This is a genomic window from Mucilaginibacter jinjuensis, from assembly GCF_028596025.1.
Taxonomy (GTDB): Bacteria; Bacteroidota; Bacteroidia; order Sphingobacteriales; family Sphingobacteriaceae; genus Mucilaginibacter; species Mucilaginibacter jinjuensis.
This window is the reverse complement of the sequence record NZ_CP117167.1, coordinates 4,474,604-4,493,707: the sequence shown is the minus strand read 5'-3', so window position 1 is coordinate 4,493,707 and position 19,104 is coordinate 4,474,604. Positions and strand designations below refer to the sequence as shown.

The window sequence follows — 19,104 nt, the reverse complement described above, 5'->3', positions numbered from 1 at the left end:
AGAAAGGTGTTAAGCGAAAGTGTAACACCTTTTTTTGTTTACCCATTTTTGTCATTGCGAGCGATAGCGTGGCAATCTCGTAGCTAATGCTTATTCGATCTGTATGGCTACGAGATTGCCATCCCGATTACCATCGGGACAGGCTGTCGTTACATTCCTCGCAATGTCAAAATAAAAGGCCATTGACAAATCAACAAATTGCCGAATTGCCAAATTGAAGCCCTACCATTTCTTAAATATCACAAACACCGCCAAAACAATCAGCCCAAAACCAACCAAATGGTTCCAGCCCAGGCGCTCTGTTTTGAAGAATACAGTGGTGAAAATCATGAAAACGGTTAGTGTAATGGCTTCCTGTATAGTTTTAAGCTGTACAAGGCTATACGGTCCGCCATCACCTTTAAAACCTGCTTTATTGGCCGGTACCTGGAACATGTATTCGAAAAAAGCTAATCCCCAGCTAATGAGAATTACTGAAACGAGGCCTAAGTTTTTGCCCCACGAATATTCCTTGAATTTTAAGTGCCCGTACCAGGCAAAGGTCATGAAGGTATTGGAGATGATTAAGAATATAATAGTTTTTAGTCCGCGCATTGTTTTGAACCAGAATTTATAGAATTAATGAATTTGCAGAATTATTTGTTTAGCTAAGCATTGACAAATCAACAAATTGCCGAATTAGCTAATTATCAAATTCATTCTGATAGCTTTTGTTTCAAACTTTGCTCATAAATTTTAGTAATCGCTGGTTTCATGCCTTTAAGCAGGAAAATGCCGGTGCCATATTCGCGTGCTAAGGGATCGGTTATTTCATCTTTTAATTCAATACTGGCTGATACAGGTTTCAGGTCACTTACATCTTTATCATCACTCACGTAAATAATATTTTTTGGAGCCATAGTGGCAGGAGCCCACAGTGCGAAACTACTGTTAAGGCATATTATACTTGGCAAATGATATTTTGGGCCGAAGTGCTGGAAAGCACCGCCTTCGCCATAATTATCAGCAAAAATGATGGTATGCGCCTGCTCTTCGGGCGTTAGACTGAAGTATATTTTGGCTGTTTTGGCTACCATTTCTTCCCAGCTTAACATGTCAGCATAATCCTGGGTAAGCGGATGTTGTTTTTTATCTTCCCAGGTTACAATGAAGTTTAGGGCAGGCATTTTCTCCATAGCCCATTTAGTGTAAGCTAAAGTTTCATTCAATGTTAAAAATGGCAATACAATGGGGAAAAAGATCAAGTTAGGCAAGGTAAGAAACACAATAATTGCCCCTCGCAAAATTCTCCAGCTTGTTTTTACCCAACGCTCTATCATATAAGCACCGGCAGCAAACAGCATGGGGTATGCAGGGAACAGGTAATAGGCTTTGCCATTCATTTTTAATAAGAAGGCGAACACAACTAAATAAGCTATACCTAAAAACATGTATTTACGCAGCTTATAAGAACCAAACAGACAAAGCAAACCAATTGCCCACACAAATAAACCTACGCCATGCACCAGGAACTGTTGCTTAATAAAATCGAACGGGTCATTTTTATCAAGCTGATATTTTTGCAGGGTAGACATGTGGGTAAATACCGGCATGTGGTGTGTTAACTGCCAGATAAAGTTAGGCAGCACGATGATAAACGCTATCAACGCACTAATTAAAAAAGGCTTACTCCAAAGTACTTTACGCTGTTTGCTGATGAGCAAACCGATAACCAAAGCCACCACAAAAAATACCATGGTGTATTTGGTGAGGATACCCAAACCAACAGCTACACCAAGCAGGTACATATAGTTAACATTGCGGGTATGCAGGTATTTAACCAGCAGGCAAACCGTTACCAGCCACCAAAACTGATCGAATATTACGGGTTGAAAAAGGTAATCACTTGCTGCAAAAGCGGGGGAAAATATCAATGTTAAGCAGGCAATTGTAATAGCTAAGCGTCGGCCGCCAAATTCTACTACCAGTTTGCCGGTAAACCAAACCATCATGGCTGCAAACAGCGTAGGGAAAACACGTGCTGCCACTAACGAACTGCCGAATACATGATTTACAATACCTGCCAGGAAAGCAATGAACGGCGGGACTTCTTTATACCCCCAGTCCAGATGATCGCCTAAGGCCAGATGCAGCAACTCATCCCGGTGAAAACCAAAGTGCGAGATGGCAAGCAGATTGAAGAGGATCTTGATCCCTACAAAAATTAAAATGAAGTTTCCGTACGTTGGCTTGAGGTTTCTGTATGGCATCTGGCTTTATTGGTTCGAGCTAAAGTTAATTAAGAAATCCGTATTTAGATAATTGTACCTTTACGTTTATAACTTATGAGCACGCTGCATATAAAAAACATGGTTTGTAAACGCTGTATAATGGCGGTTGAGAACCTACTAAAAGCCGAAGGCTACCATGTTAACAATATAGAATTAGGAGAGGTAGAGATAGCAGAACAAGCTGATGCGGATCAATTAGTCACGCTTGATAAAGAACTGCACCATTTAGGTTTCGAACTGATAGATGACCGTAAAGGCCGCCTGGTTGAGCGGATCAAGAACCTCATTGTTCAATTAGTCCACTACAGTAAAGAGCCCATACAGGTAAACTTATCAGACTATCTTACAGAAAAGTTGCCTTATGAGTATAATTACCTTAGTAACTTATTCTCTGAAACTGTGGGTAGTACAATTGAAAAATTCTACATCAACCAAAAAATAGAGCGGATTAAAGAGTTGCTGATTTATGATGAGTTGAGCCTGTCCGAAATTGCTTACCAAATGGGTTACAGCAGTACAGCGTATTTATCGAGCCAGTTTAAAAAGGTTACCGGCTTAACGCCGGGCTATTTTAAAGCCATTAAATCAAACAAACGCCGTAATATCGAAGAACTGTAAATGTTATAAAGCTATCCTCAAATTTTATAATGCTGCGGGCTGCCCCATGCTGTAAATTTGTAGCATCAATAAAATTAAACAATGGAACATACCTATCAGGTAACTGGCATGACTTGCGCCGGTTGCGAATATAAAGTGAAAACCCTGCTCTCTGGCGTACCCGGAGTTAAACAAGTAGACATCGATCTAACAGCAGGAGAGGCACATGTTGCGATGGATCAGCATGTAGCGACTACAGCCCTGCAAAACGCGCTGAAAGATTATCCTAAATACCAGCTAAGCGATGCACATGTTGATATGCCTGTTGTAAACGCAGATCAGCCTAAAAGCTGGGCAGCTACCTACAAGCCTATTTTATTAATCTTTGGATATATTCTAACTATCGCACTCATTGCCGGCTCAACCGCTTTAGGTTTTGATTGGATGCTGGCTATGCGGGTGTTTATGGCAGGTTTTTTCCTGATCTTCTCTTTCTTTAAAATGCTCGATCTGGATGGCTTTGCCGATAGTTATGCCATGTACGATGTGGTGGCCCGCAAGTTTAAAAGCTGGGGATATCTCTATGCCTTAATTGAACTGGCATTAGGTTTGAGCTATGCCCTCAACTTAAACCCGGTGGTTACCAATATAGTTACCATTGTGGTGATGGCCGTAAGCATAATTGGTGTGCTACAAAGCGTACTTAATAAAAAAGTTATCCGCTGTGCATGTTTAGGCTCTGTGTTTAACCTGCCGATGAGCACGGTTACCATTATTGAGGATGGATTGATGATTGTTATGAGTGGGATAATGTTAGTAAGTATGTTGTAAAAATTGGGTATATATGGGGAATATGTTCCCCGTGTTTATTTTGGCATCTGATAAAGTAACAGAGCTAATAAGAATAAAGCCGGATTGTGATGTTTGAGGCTACATTGCATCCGGCTTTTTTGGTGATGGCTTCATAATTGCACGCTTTCGTACAACTATTCTGATTTAACTCCAAAAAGTGTATGAAATTTTTAAAAATATGCGTTCCGATACTTCTCGTTTTAAGCGGCTGCAAAAAGAAAGATATTGATCCTACCACAAGTACTACCAAAAACCAGGGCTACATTGTTGTTAACTGCGATAATTGCAAGGTTGACTATGGCATGCCCGATCAATATAAAGAGTTTAACGTGGTAACCACATCACCAAAGGCTACTTTTAGTTATACTACCGGTTATGTATTACAGGTGTACGTAACTGCCTTAGATCATCAGCAAAAAATAACCTTAAACGTATATAACAATGCCGGTACGGCAGTTTATACTAATAGTGCAACACAGCCATTAACCAATTACTGGAGTAATTCGGTATTAATTAATTAGCATTCACAGTATTGATATAACGCTCCAATCTTATATCAAACAAAAAGCCGCTTCATTAAAAAATGAAGCGGCTTTGCTATATCAGAGAGTATTAAGATCAGATACGTGTTATATCTGCACCTAATGCTTTTAAACGGGTGTCGATGTGCTGATAGCCGCGTTCAATTTGCTCAATATTATAAATGGTTGACTGGCCTTGTGCCGATAATGCAGCGATCAGCAATGAAACGCCTGCGCGGATATCCGGTGAGGTCATCGAAATACCGCGAAGCTTAACCTGGTTATCTAAACCAATAACGGTAGCACGGTGCGGATCGCAAAGGATCAACTGGGCACCCATATCCAAAAGCTTATCCACGAAGAATAAACGGCTCTCGAACATTTTCTGGTGAATTAGTACCGAACCTTTAGCCTGGATAGCAACTACCAGTACAATGCTGATTAAGTCGGGAGTGAAGCCCGGCCATGGTGCATCAGCAATGGTCATGATTGAGCCATCGATAAAGCTTTCGATCTCGTAATGTTCCTGTGCCGGGATAAACAAATCATCGCCACGCAACTCCATTTTAATACCAAGGCGTTTAAAGGTATCCGGGATAATACCCAGTTCGTTATAATGAACGTCTTTGATGGTGATTTCAGAACCAGTCATTGCAGCCAAACCGATGAACGAGCCAATCTCGATCATATCCGGCAGCATGCGGTGTTCGGTACCGCCCAGTTCGGTTACACCTTCAATAGTTAACAGGTTTGAACCAATGCCGCTAATTTTAGCGCCCATGCGGTTCAGCATTTTGCAAAGCTGTTGCAGGTAAGGCTCGCAGGCTGCGTTGTAAATAGTGGTAGTACCTTTAGCCAAAACTGCTGCCATTACTACGTTTGCAGTACCGGTTACAGATGCTTCGTCTAACAGGATGTAAGTACCTTTAAGGTCGCTGGCATCAACGTTGTAGAAACCGCTTTCGGCATTATAATTAAAGCGTGCGCCAAGCTTCTCGAAGCCCAGAAAGTGGGTATCCAAACGGCGACGGCCAATTTTATCGCCACCCGGTTTAGGGATGGCTGCTTTACCAAAACGTGCCAGCAGCGGGCCAACGATCATGATTGATCCACGCAGGCTGCCGCCTTTTGATTTAAACTCGTCTGACTGGAAAAAGTCAGTATTGATATTTTTGGCTTCGAACTTATAGGTATCTGCAGACAGTTGTTCTACAGTAACACCCATATCGCCCAATAATTCTATCAGTTTTTTAACATCAACAATATCAGGAATGTTGCTGATGGTGATGGGCTCGCTGGTTAAAAGCACAGCAGACAGGATCTGCAATGCTTCGTTCTTAGCCCCCTGGGGTATAATTTCTCCTTTAAGCGGTTTGCCGCCCTGTATAACAAATGCGTTCTTCATGTATCTTCTTTAACGTTAGGTTTGCCTATACATGATCTATGCCAGTACAAGGCATAGCGCCCCGTAAATGGATAAAATATGCCGCATAAGCAGGCCGCTAAGTTACGTTAAAGAAGCTTAAACTACCAAGGCGCTAACCGAGAATTAATATTTCTTACCGCCCATATTACGGTTACGGTTGTTATTATTGTTCTGGTTGTTATTACGCGGATTGTTGTTGTTATTGCGTGCGTTATTGTTGTTGCGCGGGTTGTTATTCTGGTTATTGGTACGGCCGCGGTTGTTATTATTGGGCGGAGGTGTACGGTATTCAACACGGTTAAGGTTTACGTTTTCTTCTAAGGTAAGCTCACCGTTCGACATTGCTTTCAGATCAGATATGATGCTTTCGTCAGCTACCGAATCTTTGTTCCATTGTACGTAAGCCATTTTCATAAAGTTGGCAATGGCTTGTACCATGTGCTGCTTGCGGGCAGGCTCTTCAATGCTTTTGGCTTTATCCATCATCAGTTCGATGGTTTTACCATAGTGTTTGTATTTGATCCGCTGGTTAGGGTATCTTAATGGAGCCGGTTTAGCAGCCAATACTTCAGGCTCTGGTGGCGGGTAAGGTGCGTCAACATCTATCTGGTAGTTAGATATAATTTGAAGGTGGTCCCAAAGCTTATGCTTAAAGTCGGCAACATCGCGCAGGTGCGGGTTTAGAAAACCCATCAGGTCTATTACAACCTGTGCATAACGGTTACGTTCTTCTTTGGTGGGTAGTTCAACAATATATTTAACCATGTTCTGTACGTTACGACCGTATTCAGACAGGATCAGTTTGTTTCTGGTTGAATTGTAATCAAATTCAGAAACCGGCTTAGTAAGTGACGCCATGTAAATCTTTAAAGCTTTATAATTTGTTCGTTTTTAATGCATTTGGTTGCGTAGAGCACCCGGCAAGTAAAAATGAGAATTTGTAAATATTATCTTGTAGTAACGCAAATATAAATTAATTGTGTTAATGTACAAAGCATTATAAACTGCAAAAGGCATTACTTATTGTATTTTAGCGTTTGCATACATAGTTTAACACAATACTGACAGTGGCAGAGCAACAAGTTTTAATTACCGGCATTGATATTTACCGTTTTAGCATTAAAATGGAACCCTTTACTATTGCTACCGGCACCATGGATTCGGCACAAAATACTTTTATTCGTGTACATACTGATGCAGGCATTTACGGTGTAGGTGAGTGCTCTGCCTTCCCGATGATTGTTGGTGAAACGCAGGATACCTGCCTGGTAATGGCTAAAGAGTTTGCCCGGTTATGGAAAGGACAGGATGCGTTAGATATCCCAGCCCGCATGCAGCAATTGCATAGTTTCACTGCCGGAAACACGACTATCAAAAGTGCTTTCGATATTGCTTTGTATGACATTGCTGCTAAGAATGCAGATTTGCCACTATTTAAGTTTTTGGGTGGAGAGCGTAGAGATGTGGAAACCGATATTACCATCGGTATTGCTGCACCTGAATATATGGCCCAACGAGCGATGGAATTTAAACAGCTTGGCGCAATGATATTAAAAGTGAAACTGGGTAAAGATGCGAAGGAGGATGTAGAACGCATTCGCCAGATCCGGGAAGCTGTTGGACAGGATATGAAAATCCGCATTGATGCTAACCAGGGCTGGGGTTTTGATGATGCTGTGTTCGCTTTACAAGGAATGGGAAGCTTGAGCGTTGAATTTTGCGAACAGCCCATGCGCACCTGGTATGATGACAAGCTACCCGAACTAATGAAACTTTCGCCTGTGAAAATTATGGCCGATGAAAGCGTTTATAATCATCATGATGCACGCCGACAAATCAATAGCGGTTCATGCGATTATATTAATATTAAGATGGCTAAGTCTGGTGGCATTTTGGAGGCCAGAAGGATTCATGATGAGGCTGCAGCCAAAGGCATCCCATGCATGATGGGTGGTATGCTCGAAAGCCGGATTGCCCTAAGCGCTAAACTACATTTTGTGTACGCCAGCCCGAACATCCATTTTTATGATATGGATACCTGCATGCTTGGTCACCTCGAGGACCCATGCATTGGCGGCGTAAGTTACGATGGTTATCATCTGCACATTTCAGACGCACCCGGTATAGGTGCTGATGCAGATGATGACTTCCTGGCTAAATGCGAGCGTTTTAGTGTATAGAAGGGAAGGAGATGCCTTTTATCTTCCGGTACATTTCAACGGCGTAAATATCTGTCATGCCTGATACAAAATCCAGTACACTTTGGATCTTAGAGTATAGATCAGGTTTGTCATTGATAAACTGTGCTGGGATAAGGTTCACTAATTTTTTATGGTATTTGCTTTCGTTGTTGATTAAGGCTGGGATAAATTCTTCCAATAATCCACCCATTACTTTATAACCAGCCACTTCAATTTCTATTACCGAATGATAGTTATAGATCTTTTTGATGGAAATAGTTTCAATTGCTTTCCAGGCTATAGCTAAGTTTTCGGGCAATACATCAGTCAGGCTCTTGTTGAAATCACCCTTTAAAATTTCTTCCTGGTTATTGAAGAAGATATCTGAGCAAGCCGTAACCAGCTTACCAATGGCAATTGCCCGCATAAAGCTTACCTTGGCATCATCATCGCCAAAATCGGCCTTTAATTTATCCGGTAGCGTAGGGCTTTCGCAAAGCGGAAGTAAAAGCACTTCAACCTGTTCGTATGATAATATTTTGAGGCGGTGAGCATCTTCCAGATCGATGATGTTATAACAAATATCATCGGCCGCTTCAACCAAATAAACCAGCGGATGGCGTTTATATTTAATAGGATCTTCCTGTGCCTGGGCTAAACCAAGTTCTACAGCAATCTTCTCAAAAACTGCCTTCTCCGATTGGAAGAAACCATATTTTTTAGTGTAGATATGCTTTTTATCACCACCAACAATAGCCTCGCAGGGGTATTTAACAATGGCCGCTAAAGTAGAGTAGGTGAGTGCAAATGCCCCATTGCCTTTACCGGTAAACGAGTGCGTCAGTATGCGAAGTGCATTGGCATTACCTTCAAAATTAATGAGATCGGCCCATTGATGTTCGTTGAGCTGATCTTTGTATTGCTTGCCTTCGCCCTCAATAAAATAATTAGAAATGGCGCTCTCGCCCGAGTGACCGAAGGCGGGGTTACCCATATCGTGCGCTATACAAGCTGCGGCAACTATATTGCCCACCTCGCTAATCAGCGGGTATTGCTCATCGAGCTGTGGATTTTCTTTTTTGAGTTTGTTGTAAAATATTCGGCCTAATGATCGGCCAACGCTGGCAACCTCAAGGCTGTGCGTGAGGCGGTTATGTACAAATACACTGCCCGGTAATGGGAAAACCTGGGTTTTGTTTTGCAGCCTGCGGAAAGGGGATGAAAATATCAGCCGGTCATAATCAACCTGGAACTGCGACCTGGCCAAGTCCGGGTCTGTATAACTTTTATGTTCGTTGCCCCATCTTTTTGATGACAGCAGCTTATCCCATTGCATAACACTCATATCGAGTGCTAAAGATAGGCACACAAAAGGTTTAAAAACAAGAAAGCCCCAATTTATATCGGGGCTTTCTTGTTTTTATGCGGTTATTTACCGCTGCTTTTTTTAGAACCGCTGCTCAGATTTTTTGCGGCAGCGCTCTTTTCTTGTTTCGATGTGTTTGGACTCCTCAACTCTTTTGAGGCTTCACTTTTGCTTGATGATTTTTCTCTGGTAGTTGCCATAACTTTATTAAATTAGTTATGAATATAACACCCGATTTTACATCTTGTTTTATAAAATTAACTAAAAGTTATTATTTACTAAGTTCAGCAAAATATTTATGGAACAATGGCAGCGTTTCAATGCCTTTGTAGTAGTTAAAAATATCGTACTTCTCGTTAGGTGAGTGCAACGCATCGCTATCTAGACCAAAGCCCATTAACACAGTTTTAATGCCCAGTTCAGCCTCAAATAAAGCTACAATTGGGATACTGCCGCCACCGCGTGTTGGGATAGGCGCTTTACCGAATGACTCTGTAATTGCTTTTTGCGCTGCTTTGTAAGCCACGCTATCAGTAGGCGTAACAACAGGCTCGCCACCGTGGTGAGGGGTTACGGTTACTTTAACAGATTTTGGCGCAATTTTCTCAAAGTGATCGGTAAAGATCTTGGTGATCTCGTCCGAAGTTTGGTTTGGTACCAAACGCATCGAAATTTTAGCATTGGCCTTTGATGGCAATACTGTTTTAGCCCCTTCGCCAATGTAACCACCCCAAATACCGTTTACTTCCAGCGTAGGGCGTGTGCCGGTACGCTCGAAGGTTGAATAGCCTTTTTCGCCCCAAAGCTCTTGTACATCAAGATCAGTTTTGTATTCTTCCTCGTCATAAGGTGCACTGTTTAATGCTTTTTTCTCTTCATCAGTCAGCACCAAAACTTTATCATAAAAACCAGGGATGGTAATATGATTGTTTTCGTCGTGTAATGAAGCAATCATTTTAGAAAGGATGGTGATCGGGTTAGCCACCGCGCCACCATATACACCAGAGTGTAAATCGCGGTTGGGGCCAACAACTTCAACTTCAAGATATGATAACCCACGTAAACCAGTCTCTAACGATGGGTTTTCCATGCTGATCATCGAGGTATCAGAAATTAAAACCACATCGGCTTTTAAACGCTCTTTGTTAGCTTTTACATAAATGCCCAGGTTGTTTGAACCTACTTCTTCCTCACCCTCAATCATAAATTTAATGTTGCAGGGCAGGGTGTCTGTTTTCATCATCAGCTCAAAAGCTTTTACGTGCATGTAAAACTGGCCTTTATCGTCGCAGGCGCCACGGGCATAAATTTTACCATCACGTACCGTTGGCTCAAACGGCGGGGTTTTCCATAACTCCAATGGATCCGGTGGTTGCACATCGTAGTGGCCATAAACCAATACGGTTGGCAGGGTAGTGTCAATAATTTTTTCGCCATAAACAATAGGGTAACCGGCAGTTGGGCATACCTCTACATTATCAGCACCGGCCTGTTTCAGTTTCTCGGCCACATAATCGGCAGTTTTTAAAACCGAATCTTTGTACTTAGGGTCGGCGCTTACCGACGGGAAACGTAATAGTTCGAAAAGCTCTTCCAGAAAACGCTCCCGGTTTTGTTCGATATATTGTTTAATCTGTTCCATTATTAAAAGTTTGTGACAAATATATTTATGCTGTAGAACATTTTGCTGATTATTCCTCGTAAATTATAGTCCCTTTGTAAAAAGGTAAAAAAGCAGTATGTTTAACAATATGTTAACATGCTTTTAAGGTGTTAGCAGCCAAGATATTAACTATCTTTGCAACCGATTTAAACTGATTGCTTAAACTCTGGTATTTAATTTGCCTGATAGTTAATACGGGTAGTAAATTATCCGTTTATAGCATCGTAGATAATTATATTTTACAGATACAAATAAAGTCGGCAAATTAACAATGAGCATCAGGAAGATACTCCTCCTTACTATATTATTATCTTTTTCCATTTCGGGCGCATTATATGCTCAAATGCCGAGTTGTAGTGCAGCATCTAAGTTTTACAGTAAAGACAGCATAAACATTACCACTTTTGGTGCAAGCACAGTATTTGGGATACATGGTACCTTCCAGGCGCCACTACAAGCAGATTTTGAACATTGTTATATCGGTAAAACAGTAAGTATTACTAATAATGGCGTACCCGGCGAAACAACTACGCAAGGTTTAGTGCGCTTTCCGGGGGCAATAGCAGGCCGTACGGGCTTCTTTCTGATATTAATGGGGGCTAATGACGCCATTGCCATGTATCAGAAAAGAATGAAGATCAGTGAAACCGAAAAAAATATGAGGTTTTATGTAGCCCAGGCTTTAAAAAATAACCTGATACCTATTATAGGCACGCTTCAGTTTTTTAACGATACCAAAAGCGATCAGAATAAAGCCATCAATCTATACATTAAGCAACTCAATGCGCTTTATAAGAAAATTGCGAAGGATAATAATTTATACGTTGCCGATATAAATAAGGCGCTGGGCCGCGACTGGACTTTGTATGGAGATGATATTCACCCTAACCCACAGGGGAACGAAGTGGTAGCTTTTGTTTGGTTTGATACCGTAAACCAGGCTATCGAGGATAAGTTGTTACTAATAGGTTTGAACCAAAATTATCCAAACCCGGTAAAAGATGATACTAAAATAGGTTTTAGTTTATCGCAGGCCGGCAGGGTTCAAATTAAACTTTACAGTATGACCGGGGCTATCGTTAAAAATGTTTATGACGATTATCAGAGCGCCGGCTACCACGAACTAACTGCCTCTATGGGCGATTTACCTACCGGTGTTTATATATATTCTATGCAGGTGGGTGGGCAGCATATAAGCAAAAAAATGATTGTTGCCCACTAACATCAATTAGTCTATAGAAGAAAGATCGCTTTTTGGTGCTGTAAAGCTTTTCTTTACCAACTCGCTGCTGTTTACTTTAGTTAGCTCTACCGGTTTTGTTGATGTGCTTTTGCTGCTTACAGTTAAAGTAGTTAATGCGGCTACGGCTATTATGGCGATTGCTATTATTGCTTTTTTCATGGTGTTGTTATCTTATTGTTTGATTACTGGAGGGTTATTAATGGTGAGACAGTCGTCGGGATTAAGCGTCAGCTTGTCCTAAATCTTGTTTGTTGCTATCTGCCTGGCCTAAATCTTGTTTGTTAGCGTCAGCTTCACCTAAATCTTGTTTGTTACCAAGAGCAGCATAATCAGCCTGGCCTAAATCTTGTTTGTTGCCATCAGCTTGTCCTAAATCCTGTTTGTTAGCATCAGCTTGACCAAGGTCTTGTTTGTTACCCAAAGCAGCATAATCAGCCTGACCTAAATCTTGTTTGTTACCGTCAGCTTGTCCTAGGTCTTGTTTGTTAGCATCTGCTTGACCAAGATCTTGTTTGTTACCCAAAGCAGCATAGTCAGCCTGACCTAAATCTTGTTTGTTGGCTACTAAATTTTGAGTGCTATATTTTGCTGATACGGTAAAAGAAGCTGATAATACGATTGCTGTTGCTATGATTAGATTTTTCATGATTTGCGATTTTAAAAATGTAATAGTTGTTATAGAAGATGATATAGTGTTTGTGTAATTGGCTTACAAATCAGCCTGACCTAAATCTTGTTTGTTAGAATCTGCTTGTCCCAGGTCTTGTTTGTTGCCGTCATCTGCTAATTTTTTAGTGCTAACTGAAGTTGGCTGAACACTGTTATCTTTTGTGCAGGCGGTGAATGATGCTGTTAATATTACTGCTGCTGCTATGATTAATTTTTTCATGATATGGTATTTTTAAATTGGGGTCTTGTTATTGGATGTTGTTTATAAAAAGGTATTCGTAATTGGCTTACAAATCAGCCTGGCCTAAATCTTGTTTGTTAGCATCGGCTTGTCCTAAATCTTGTTTGTTGCCATCGTCTGCTAATTTTTTAGTGCTAACTGAAGTAGGCTGAACGCTGTTATCTTTTGTGCATGCAGTGAAAGATGCTGTTAATACTACTACTGCTGCTATGATTAATTTTTTCATGATTTTGCTTTTTTAAAATGTAAGGGTGTTATAGAGATAGTATAGATTAGTTAATGTCAGCCTGACCTAAATCCTGTTTGTTGGCATCAGCCTGTCCTAAATCTTGTTTGTTGCCATCATCTGCTAATTTTTTAGTGCTAACTGAAGTAGGCTGAACGCTGTTATCTTTTGTGCATGCAGTGAATGATGCTGTTAATACTACTACTGCTGCTATGATTAATTTTTTCATGATATGCTGTTTTAAAATGGGGTCGTTATTGAATGTTGTTTATAAAATAGTATGTGTAATTGGCTTACAAATCAGCCTGGCCTAAATCTTGTTTGTTAGCATCGGCTTGTCCTAAATCTTGTTTGTTGCCGTCATCTGCCAGTTTTTTAGTGCTAACTGAAGTAGGTTTAACGCTATTATCTTTTGTGCAGGCAGTAAAAGAAACTGTTAATACTACTACTGCGGCTACGATTAATTTTTTCATGATGTATAGTTTTTAATTGGGGTTCTTATTTTATAATATAATTGTTGGGTATAAATTGGCTTATAAATCAGCCTGACCTAAATCTTGTTTGTTAGCATCCGCTTGCCCTAAATCCTGCTTATTGCCATCGTCTGCTAATTTTTTGGTGCTAACAGCATTGGGTTGAACGCTATTATCTTTAGTGCAGGCAGAGGTAAAAGAGATTATAGTAATGGCGGCAATTGAATATAAAATTTTTTTCATAATAATTTATATAACTATTTGATTGTTAATGTTTTAACACCACAAAAGTAAACATGTTTTTCAATCTGACAAATATTTTTTCAAAAAAAAATTGACTTCATTTTTTCGTGTTTTCCCGGGTGATTTTTTTGCTCGGTAATTTTTTATAACTTTCAGTACATTTACACGTAATAGTGCTTTAATTGTCACAGTGTTTTAATGAAAAAAAATCTGATATTACTGTTCCTTCTTTCTTTTTCACTAACTGTTTACGCAAGATCAACGGATGATGTTGCTGTAGATACAGCCCAGGTAATGAAGTTAGATAGTGACGGTTATCAGTTGCGCCGTTCTGATGCAGAGCAAACCATAGCTAAGGCTACAAAGGCATTGCAACTGGCCAAAAAAATAGGATATGTTAATGGTATTGCAGAATCATATCGGGTTATTGGTGTAGGGCGTGATTATAACGGCGAACCCGAAAAAGCGATAGAAAGTTATCTGAATGCTTTAACATACTTTCAAAGTTCAAAAAATAAAATAGGGCAGGCCAAGGTATATAATAATATCGGTAACCTTTATCGCGACAATGATTATGACAAGGCGCTTGAATACCTCACAAAAGCCCTTACAATAGCTAACCAAATAGGCGACGACGAACTTATAGCTTCTATTTACCTCAATCTCGGTAACGTTTACACCCGGCAAAAAGACTATTACAGGGCATTATCTTTTTATAATAAAAGTAACACGCTTTTCACTAAGCTTAATAATACCGAATACAAGATTACCTGTATGCAGGATATGGGCGTAGCGTACTTTAACCTGGTACAGTACGATAAAGCAGAAGCTATGCTTTTGAAAAGCAATGAAGACGCTAAAAAGTTTGACAGGCCGCAACAAATTGCCAGTATTGACCTTACCCTGTCGTCTTTATATATCGCTAAAAGGGATTTTAACCAGGCTGAGAAGTTTTTGGAAGAAGGGATCTCTTACGCCACCATTATTAAAAGCAAGAAACTGCTTTCTGATTTTAAATACACCTCCTATCAGCTGGAATACAAGCGCAAAAATTTTGAGAAGGCGCTTTACTACCTGCAGGATATCTACAATAAGGATAGTATTGATTTTACAAACTATGTTTCGGCCCGTATAGCCTTATTACAGGTAAAGCACAGACAGGACGAGCAGCAAAAAGAAAACGCGATTATTATACTGAAGCAAAAAAGCGACCGTAACTTCTTTTGGGGAGTTACTGTGGTGGCTTTCTTATTGCTGATTGTAATTATATTATTGATTGGCAATATCAGACGCAAAGCTGAAACCAATAAAAGGCTTACAGAGCTTAACGGCGAGGTATCACGCCAGAAAGATAACCTCGACAGGGTTAACCATCACCTCGAGGAAATTATCGACGAGCGTACCAAAGACCTTCAGATCAAGAACAGAAAACTCTCTGAATACTCATCATACCTATCGCACCAGATACGCGGGCCAATAGCAACTCTTAAAGGGCTCATTAACCTAGAAAAAGAAGGTTTAGTGAACAAAGAGGAGTGCTTTAATATGATGGACAAATGCGTATCCGAAATCGACAACAAGATTATGGATATGAGCGATATGCTGCACGACCAGGATAGAACCGGTATGTAATTCTTAATGATGGCTAAAGGGCAATGACGAATGGATCTGTGCCTCAATAAGCCCTAAGTAAATACAGTAACGGGATATCATGGTCAAAATAAGCACTTGTCTGTGCTTCTTATAACCCTCAGTTTCAAACGCAAGTGTATCCTGGCCGGCTGTTACAAAGTACTGTACTTCGCCTTTTGTTGGCTTATGGTTAGGCTTTAAAAAATCGAACACCTTAACCTTTAGTTTACTGCCGGGATCATGGATAGTGCCTTTTTTGGAAGCCTCGCTATTATCTGATATAGAGATTAGGTAATTTGACATTTTTCTGGTTGTTAATAGTTATTGTATGCGAATACATTATGAGTTATACCAAACCCATGCCGATTGTATAGAAAACTATAAATCTGAACCGAGAAATAATTATGAGATAAAAAAGGCGCAGTTATTTAACCTTAATGAAAATAAATATCATTTAAGTGTTTGCCGGCGATAAAGAGTGCATAATATTGTACTTAATAGTGTCAGTTTTAACAAACACTATTAAGTACAATGCATTTATGATGCAAAAGAAGAAGTGCGGTTGTGAAGTTCTTCGTAAAGTTCAATTACCTTGCGCTGCAGGTGTGCAATTTCAAACTCACGGTCAGTCAATTTTTTCTGGATCGAATTTAACTGGATCAGTTGCGGCTCAATAACTTCTTCTTCAAGTGTTATTAAGTTTACTACGCTTATTTCGTAAATTTTTGCAATCTGCTCTAATCTCGAAAGATTGATGTCAGTTACCCCTGTTTCAATTTTAGAAAAAGCCGGAATTGAAATACCTAATTTATTAGCGATGTCTTCCTGGCTCCATCCGCGTTTGTGCCTAAGCGTACGAATGTTTTTCCCTACAGATTTGTTGGCTTTGTCTTTGTGGTCGTTCATTAGATTAGTTTAATTTTAGAGAAAGGGTATTAATTAATAGCCAATTAATGTGCCATATTCTCTAAAACACGAAATGCGGTGTGTAAACCGCATTTCGTGTAACCACAGCCGTTGTTGGTGTAAAAATATTGTGTAATAATTTCCCCAAAAATCAGCAGTGATTAATAATATTTCCCCAAAATCAGCTCACTATGCGCAATTTGGCAAACTTTAGTAGTAATTGTTTCTGTCCTATTTCTTTAAAGAATATAGTTGCCTTAATATCAGGGCTTTTGCCTTCCAGGTTAATTACTTTTCCATAACCAAATCGCTCATGTTCAACCTCCATACCGTTTTGCAGGTTCGAGGTATCAGATGGTGCAAAACCCGCCGAAGGTACGTGTGCCTTAGCCAGTATAGATGTAGTTTTAATTGGTGCCGATGATGGCTTCGGTTTCGAGAAGCTGTCTTCTTTCGTATTATCCTTACGGGTCCAGGCCTTGCGGTCGTCTTCGTAAAAGGGATTACCTGTTGATTCCTTTTTAGCGGTAAAATCAAGTTCCAGAAATTTGGCGTCGATCTCATCCAAAAAGCGGCTGGGCTCACAGCTAATCAGCGTACCGAATTTAAAGCGAGATGTAGCATAGCTGATCGTCAGCTTAGTTTCGGCACGGGTTACAGCTACGTAGAACAGGCGGCGTTCTTCTTCCAGATCGCTGCGCGAGTTTAACGACATTTGCGATGGGAACAGGTTTTCTTCCAATCCCACCACATTCACTTGCTTAAACTCAAGGCCTTTGCTCGAGTGTATGGTCATTAACGATACCGTGTCGGCATCTTTGTTCTTGTCGTTATCGTCGTTGGTTAACAAGGCAATATCCTGCATGAAAACATCAAGGCCTTTATCCTCAATATCCTCACGTTCAGAGAATTCCTTAATACCATTCAGTAACTCCTGGATGTTCTCGTAACGGTTCAACCCTTCTACTGATTTATCCTCGTACAGATCTTTTAACAGTCCCGAATGCTGTGCAATATGCAAAGCAGCATCATAAGCCGACAAATTCTTCGCAATCACCTGGAAGCTCTGGATCATGGTACCGAAGTTACCAACCGAAGCAGATGTACGGCCATCCATAAACTGCCCCGGGTTAACCACCACCTCAAAAGGCGTAATACCGTGCTGATCGGCAGCCAATATGATACGATCTACTGTGGTATCCCCAATACCGCGTTTAGGATAGTTAATTACGCGTTTAAGGGCTTCTTCATCATTAGGGTTAAAGGTGAGCCTGAAATAAGCGACTAAATCTTTAATTTCTTTACGCTGATAGAAAGACAAGCCACCATAAATTTTATATGGAATGTTAAGCTTCCGTAAAGCCTCCTCCATTGAGCGCGACTGGGCATTGGTACGGTATAAAATGGCAAAATCGTTCCATTTCATGCCTTTGGTGGCACGGTCTTGCAAAATGCCTTCTGCCACCATTTTACCTTCTTCATTATCGCTGAAAGAGCGCATGATCTTGATCTTGTCGCCGTCTTCCTTAGTCGAAAAAACGTTCTTCTTCAGCTGCTCTTTATTGTTAGAGATGATGCTGTTGGCAACGTTTACAATGTTTTGTGTAGAGCGATAGTTTTGCTCCAGTTTAAACACTTTCAAATCCGGGTAATCCTTCTCAAAATTGAGGATGTTCTGGATATTAGCACCACGGAAAGCGTAGATACTTTGCGCATCGTCACCCACCACACAAAGGTTTTCATTAAGCGCAGCCAGTTTTTTCACAATCAGGTATTGCGAAAAGTTGGTATCCTGGTACTCATCCACCATCAGGTATTTAAACTTGTGCTGGTACTTGTGCAATACATCAGGGAATTCGCGCAGCAGCTCGTTGGTTTTGAACAGTAAATCATCAAAATCCATAGCCCCTGCACGGAAACAACGGCCGGCATAAGTTTCATAGATCTTACCCAGCTGACCACGACCGGTTGAAAAATCATCGGCTTGGATCTGCGGGTTATTTTGATACTCCTGCCATGAGATCAGGTTGTTTTTTGCGCTCGAGATGCGGCTGTATACCAGGTTGGCGCTATACAGCTTATCATCCAGGTTCATTTCTTTTAAAATGGCCCTTATAACGCTCTTGGTATCGTCGGTATCGTAAATGGTGAAGTTGTTGGGGTAGCCAATTTTTTCGGCCTCCACCCGTAATATTTTAGCAAAAACGGAGTGGAAGGTACCCATCCAAAGGTTTTTGGCTTCGGGGCCTACCACATGGGTAATACGCTCGCGCATTTCGCGGGCGGCTTTGTTGGTAAACGTTAAAACCAGTATGTTAAATGAATCGACACCCTGGCGTATTAAATGTGCCACACGGTAGGTAATAACACGTGTTTTGCCCGAACCGGCACCCGCTATAATCATTACCGGACCTTTGGTTTGCAATACTGCGCCCCTTTGCTCCGGATTTAATCCCTCTAAATAATCCAATGCTGTTCCTTATTTTTTGAATCAGCAAAATTAATCTTTTACCCGGGATGTAGGGAAGGTGTTGATTAGTTTATTGATTGTTTGGTGAATGGTTGATTGAGTGAGTAGTTGATTGGGTTTTAACCC

The 19,104-nt window shown here is 40.7% G+C and carries 23 protein-coding genes; 6 read left to right on the top strand and 17 right to left on the bottom strand.

Going from position 1 to position 19,104, the window contains the following annotated elements:
• Nucleotides 1-222: 222 nt before the first annotated feature.
• Together PQO05_RS19470 and PQO05_RS19465 are read right to left on the bottom strand one after the other, a co-directional pair.
• Complete coding sequence (locus PQO05_RS19470) at nt 223-594, bottom strand: DMT family protein (protein WP_273629110.1); 372 nt, start codon at nt 592-594, stop codon at nt 223-225.
• A 101-nt stretch (nt 595-695) separates the two neighbouring features.
• On the bottom strand, nt 696-2,249 hold the full coding sequence (locus PQO05_RS19465) for an ArnT family glycosyltransferase (protein WP_273629109.1): 1,554 nt from the start codon (nt 2,247-2,249) through the stop codon (nt 696-698).
• 75 nt (nt 2,250-2,324) lie between these two features.
• Between PQO05_RS19465 and PQO05_RS19460 the strand changes: the two genes are divergently transcribed.
• The 3 genes from PQO05_RS19460 to PQO05_RS19450 all read left to right on the top strand — a co-directional run bounded on the left by PQO05_RS19460 (nt 2,325) and on the right by PQO05_RS19450 (nt 4,240).
• Entirely contained in the window at nt 2,325-2,888 is a 564-nt protein-coding gene (locus PQO05_RS19460; protein ID WP_273629108.1) for a helix-turn-helix domain-containing protein, read from the top strand.
• A gap of 81 nt (nt 2,889-2,969) precedes the next feature.
• On the top strand, nt 2,970-3,698 hold the full coding sequence (locus tag PQO05_RS19455) for a heavy-metal-associated domain-containing protein (RefSeq protein WP_273629107.1): 729 nt from the start codon (nt 2,970-2,972) through the stop codon (nt 3,696-3,698).
• Between the two features lie 182 nt (nt 3,699-3,880).
• On the top strand, nt 3,881-4,240 hold the full coding sequence (locus PQO05_RS19450; protein ID WP_273629106.1) for a hypothetical protein: 360 nt from the start codon (nt 3,881-3,883) through the stop codon (nt 4,238-4,240).
• A 97-nt stretch (nt 4,241-4,337) separates the two neighbouring features.
• Here the strand turns inward: PQO05_RS19450 and murA are convergent, their stop codons facing one another.
• Both murA and PQO05_RS19440 read right to left on the bottom strand, forming a co-directional pair.
• A complete protein-coding gene (gene murA, locus PQO05_RS19445) occupies nt 4,338-5,645 on the bottom strand; it encodes a UDP-N-acetylglucosamine 1-carboxyvinyltransferase (protein WP_273629105.1) in 1,308 nt (435 codons plus the stop codon).
• Between the two features lie 144 nt (nt 5,646-5,789).
• Nucleotides 5,790-6,524 carry a DUF4290 domain-containing protein gene (locus PQO05_RS19440; RefSeq protein ID WP_273629104.1) on the bottom strand — a complete coding sequence of 245 codons (735 nt, stop codon included), beginning with the start codon at nt 6,522-6,524 and terminating at the stop codon, nt 5,790-5,792.
• 266 nt (nt 6,525-6,790) lie between these two features.
• On the opposite strand from PQO05_RS19440, the gene PQO05_RS19435 reads away from it, so the two are divergent.
• Nucleotides 6,791-7,846, top strand: a complete 1,056-nt coding sequence (locus tag PQO05_RS19435) for a mandelate racemase/muconate lactonizing enzyme family protein (protein ID WP_273633540.1) — start codon at nt 6,791-6,793, stop codon at nt 7,844-7,846.
• Here the strand turns inward: PQO05_RS19435 and PQO05_RS19430 are convergent.
• The 3 genes from PQO05_RS19430 to PQO05_RS19420 form a co-directional block, all read right to left on the bottom strand.
• Nucleotides 7,836-9,182, bottom strand: a complete 1,347-nt coding sequence (locus tag PQO05_RS19430; RefSeq protein ID WP_273633539.1) for a deoxyguanosinetriphosphate triphosphohydrolase — start codon at nt 9,180-9,182, stop codon at nt 7,836-7,838. The genes PQO05_RS19435 and PQO05_RS19430 overlap by 11 nt on opposite strands.
• A gap of 92 nt (nt 9,183-9,274) precedes the next feature.
• Nucleotides 9,275-9,412 (bottom strand): hypothetical protein, encoded by a 138-nt coding sequence (locus tag PQO05_RS19425; protein WP_273629103.1) that lies wholly within the window; start codon nt 9,410-9,412, stop codon nt 9,275-9,277.
• Nucleotides 9,413-9,483: 71 nt separating this feature from the next.
• On the bottom strand, nt 9,484-10,854 hold the full coding sequence (locus PQO05_RS19420) for a dipeptidase (protein ID WP_273629102.1): 1,371 nt from the start codon (nt 10,852-10,854) through the stop codon (nt 9,484-9,486).
• A 292-nt stretch (nt 10,855-11,146) separates the two neighbouring features.
• On the opposite strand from PQO05_RS19420, the gene PQO05_RS19415 reads away from it, so the two are divergent.
• On the top strand, nt 11,147-12,097 hold the full coding sequence (locus tag PQO05_RS19415; RefSeq protein WP_273629101.1) for an SGNH/GDSL hydrolase family protein: 951 nt from the start codon (nt 11,147-11,149) through the stop codon (nt 12,095-12,097).
• A gap of 6 nt (nt 12,098-12,103) precedes the next feature.
• Here the strand turns inward: PQO05_RS19415 and PQO05_RS19410 are convergent, their stop codons facing one another.
• The 7 genes from PQO05_RS19410 to PQO05_RS19380 all read right to left on the bottom strand — a co-directional run bounded on the left by PQO05_RS19410 (nt 12,104) and on the right by PQO05_RS19380 (nt 13,970).
• Nucleotides 12,104-12,277 (bottom strand): hypothetical protein, encoded by a 174-nt coding sequence (locus tag PQO05_RS19410; RefSeq protein ID WP_273629099.1) that lies wholly within the window; start codon nt 12,275-12,277, stop codon nt 12,104-12,106.
• A gap of 61 nt (nt 12,278-12,338) precedes the next feature.
• Nucleotides 12,339-12,764: a hypothetical protein gene (locus tag PQO05_RS19405; protein WP_273629098.1), complete on the bottom strand. Its 426-nt coding sequence runs from the start codon at nt 12,762-12,764 to the stop codon at nt 12,339-12,341.
• Nucleotides 12,765-12,827: 63 nt separating this feature from the next.
• Nucleotides 12,828-13,007, bottom strand: a complete 180-nt coding sequence (locus PQO05_RS19400; RefSeq protein ID WP_273629097.1) for a hypothetical protein — start codon at nt 13,005-13,007, stop codon at nt 12,828-12,830.
• A 67-nt stretch (nt 13,008-13,074) separates the two neighbouring features.
• Nucleotides 13,075-13,254 (bottom strand): hypothetical protein, encoded by a 180-nt coding sequence (locus PQO05_RS19395; RefSeq protein ID WP_273629096.1) that lies wholly within the window; start codon nt 13,252-13,254, stop codon nt 13,075-13,077.
• Nucleotides 13,255-13,300: 46 nt separating this feature from the next.
• A complete protein-coding gene (locus tag PQO05_RS19390) occupies nt 13,301-13,483 on the bottom strand; it encodes a hypothetical protein (RefSeq protein ID WP_273629095.1) in 183 nt (60 codons plus the stop codon).
• Between the two features lie 64 nt (nt 13,484-13,547).
• A complete protein-coding gene (locus PQO05_RS19385; protein ID WP_273629094.1) occupies nt 13,548-13,727 on the bottom strand; it encodes a hypothetical protein in 180 nt (59 codons plus the stop codon).
• Between the two features lie 60 nt (nt 13,728-13,787).
• A complete protein-coding gene (locus PQO05_RS19380; protein WP_273629093.1) occupies nt 13,788-13,970 on the bottom strand; it encodes a hypothetical protein in 183 nt (60 codons plus the stop codon).
• Between the two features lie 198 nt (nt 13,971-14,168).
• Between PQO05_RS19380 and PQO05_RS19375 the strand changes: the two genes are divergently transcribed.
• A complete protein-coding gene (locus PQO05_RS19375; RefSeq protein ID WP_273629092.1) occupies nt 14,169-15,602 on the top strand; it encodes a tetratricopeptide repeat protein in 1,434 nt (477 codons plus the stop codon).
• Nucleotides 15,603-15,605: 3 nt separating this feature from the next.
• On the opposite strand, the gene PQO05_RS19370 is transcribed toward PQO05_RS19375, so the two are convergent.
• From PQO05_RS19370 to PQO05_RS19360, 3 genes are all read right to left on the bottom strand, one after another.
• The gene (locus PQO05_RS19370) at nt 15,606-15,905 is read right to left on the bottom strand and encodes a hypothetical protein (RefSeq protein ID WP_273629091.1); all 300 of its coding nucleotides are present in this window, start codon (nt 15,903-15,905) and stop codon (nt 15,606-15,608) included.
• A 234-nt stretch (nt 15,906-16,139) separates the two neighbouring features.
• Nucleotides 16,140-16,508 (bottom strand): helix-turn-helix domain-containing protein, encoded by a 369-nt coding sequence (locus tag PQO05_RS19365; protein ID WP_273629090.1) that lies wholly within the window; start codon nt 16,506-16,508, stop codon nt 16,140-16,142.
• Between the two features lie 181 nt (nt 16,509-16,689).
• Complete coding sequence (locus PQO05_RS19360; protein WP_273629089.1) at nt 16,690-18,978, bottom strand: ATP-dependent helicase; 2,289 nt, start codon at nt 18,976-18,978, stop codon at nt 16,690-16,692.
• Nucleotides 18,979-19,104 lie beyond the last annotated feature (126 nt).

Coding starts and splice junctions, on each gene's coding strand:
- PQO05_RS19395 (WP_273629096.1), bottom strand. CDS start 13,254: ATGAAAAAATTAATCATAGCAGCAGTAGTAGTATTAACAGCATCTTTC.
- PQO05_RS19460 (WP_273629108.1), top strand. CDS start 2,325: ATGAGCACGCTGCATATAAAAAACATGGTTTGTAAACGCTGTATAATG.
- PQO05_RS19380 (WP_273629093.1), bottom strand. CDS start 13,970: ATGAAAAAAATTTTATATTCAATTGCCGCCATTACTATAATCTCTTTT.
- PQO05_RS19365 (WP_273629090.1), bottom strand. CDS start 16,508: ATGAACGACCACAAAGACAAAGCCAACAAATCTGTAGGGAAAAACATT.
- PQO05_RS19450 (WP_273629106.1), top strand. CDS start 3,881: ATGAAATTTTTAAAAATATGCGTTCCGATACTTCTCGTTTTAAGCGGC.
- PQO05_RS19400 (WP_273629097.1), bottom strand. CDS start 13,007: ATGAAAAAATTAATCATAGCAGCAGCAGTAATATTAACAGCATCATTC.
- PQO05_RS19430 (WP_273633539.1), bottom strand. CDS start 9,182: ATGCAATGGGATAAGCTGCTGTCATCAAAAAGATGGGGCAACGAACAT.
- PQO05_RS19470 (WP_273629110.1), bottom strand. CDS start 594: ATGCGCGGACTAAAAACTATTATATTCTTAATCATCTCCAATACCTTC.
- PQO05_RS19455 (WP_273629107.1), top strand. CDS start 2,970: ATGGAACATACCTATCAGGTAACTGGCATGACTTGCGCCGGTTGCGAA.
- PQO05_RS19435 (WP_273633540.1), top strand. CDS start 6,791: ATGGAACCCTTTACTATTGCTACCGGCACCATGGATTCGGCACAAAAT.
- PQO05_RS19440 (WP_273629104.1), bottom strand. CDS start 6,524: ATGGCGTCACTTACTAAGCCGGTTTCTGAATTTGATTACAATTCAACC.
- PQO05_RS19375 (WP_273629092.1), top strand. CDS start 14,169: ATGAAAAAAAATCTGATATTACTGTTCCTTCTTTCTTTTTCACTAACT.
- PQO05_RS19420 (WP_273629102.1), bottom strand. CDS start 10,854: ATGGAACAGATTAAACAATATATCGAACAAAACCGGGAGCGTTTTCTG.
- murA (WP_273629105.1), bottom strand. CDS start 5,645: ATGAAGAACGCATTTGTTATACAGGGCGGCAAACCGCTTAAAGGAGAA.
- PQO05_RS19415 (WP_273629101.1), top strand. CDS start 11,147: ATGAGCATCAGGAAGATACTCCTCCTTACTATATTATTATCTTTTTCC.
- PQO05_RS19405 (WP_273629098.1), bottom strand. CDS start 12,764: ATGAAAAATCTAATCATAGCAACAGCAATCGTATTATCAGCTTCTTTT.
- PQO05_RS19370 (WP_273629091.1), bottom strand. CDS start 15,905: ATGTCAAATTACCTAATCTCTATATCAGATAATAGCGAGGCTTCCAAA.
- PQO05_RS19410 (WP_273629099.1), bottom strand. CDS start 12,277: ATGAAAAAAGCAATAATAGCAATCGCCATAATAGCCGTAGCCGCATTA.
- PQO05_RS19425 (WP_273629103.1), bottom strand. CDS start 9,412: ATGGCAACTACCAGAGAAAAATCATCAAGCAAAAGTGAAGCCTCAAAA.
- PQO05_RS19385 (WP_273629094.1), bottom strand. CDS start 13,727: ATGAAAAAATTAATCGTAGCCGCAGTAGTAGTATTAACAGTTTCTTTT.
- PQO05_RS19465 (WP_273629109.1), bottom strand. CDS start 2,249: ATGCCATACAGAAACCTCAAGCCAACGTACGGAAACTTCATTTTAATT.
- PQO05_RS19390 (WP_273629095.1), bottom strand. CDS start 13,483: ATGAAAAAATTAATCATAGCAGCAGTAGTAGTATTAACAGCATCATTC.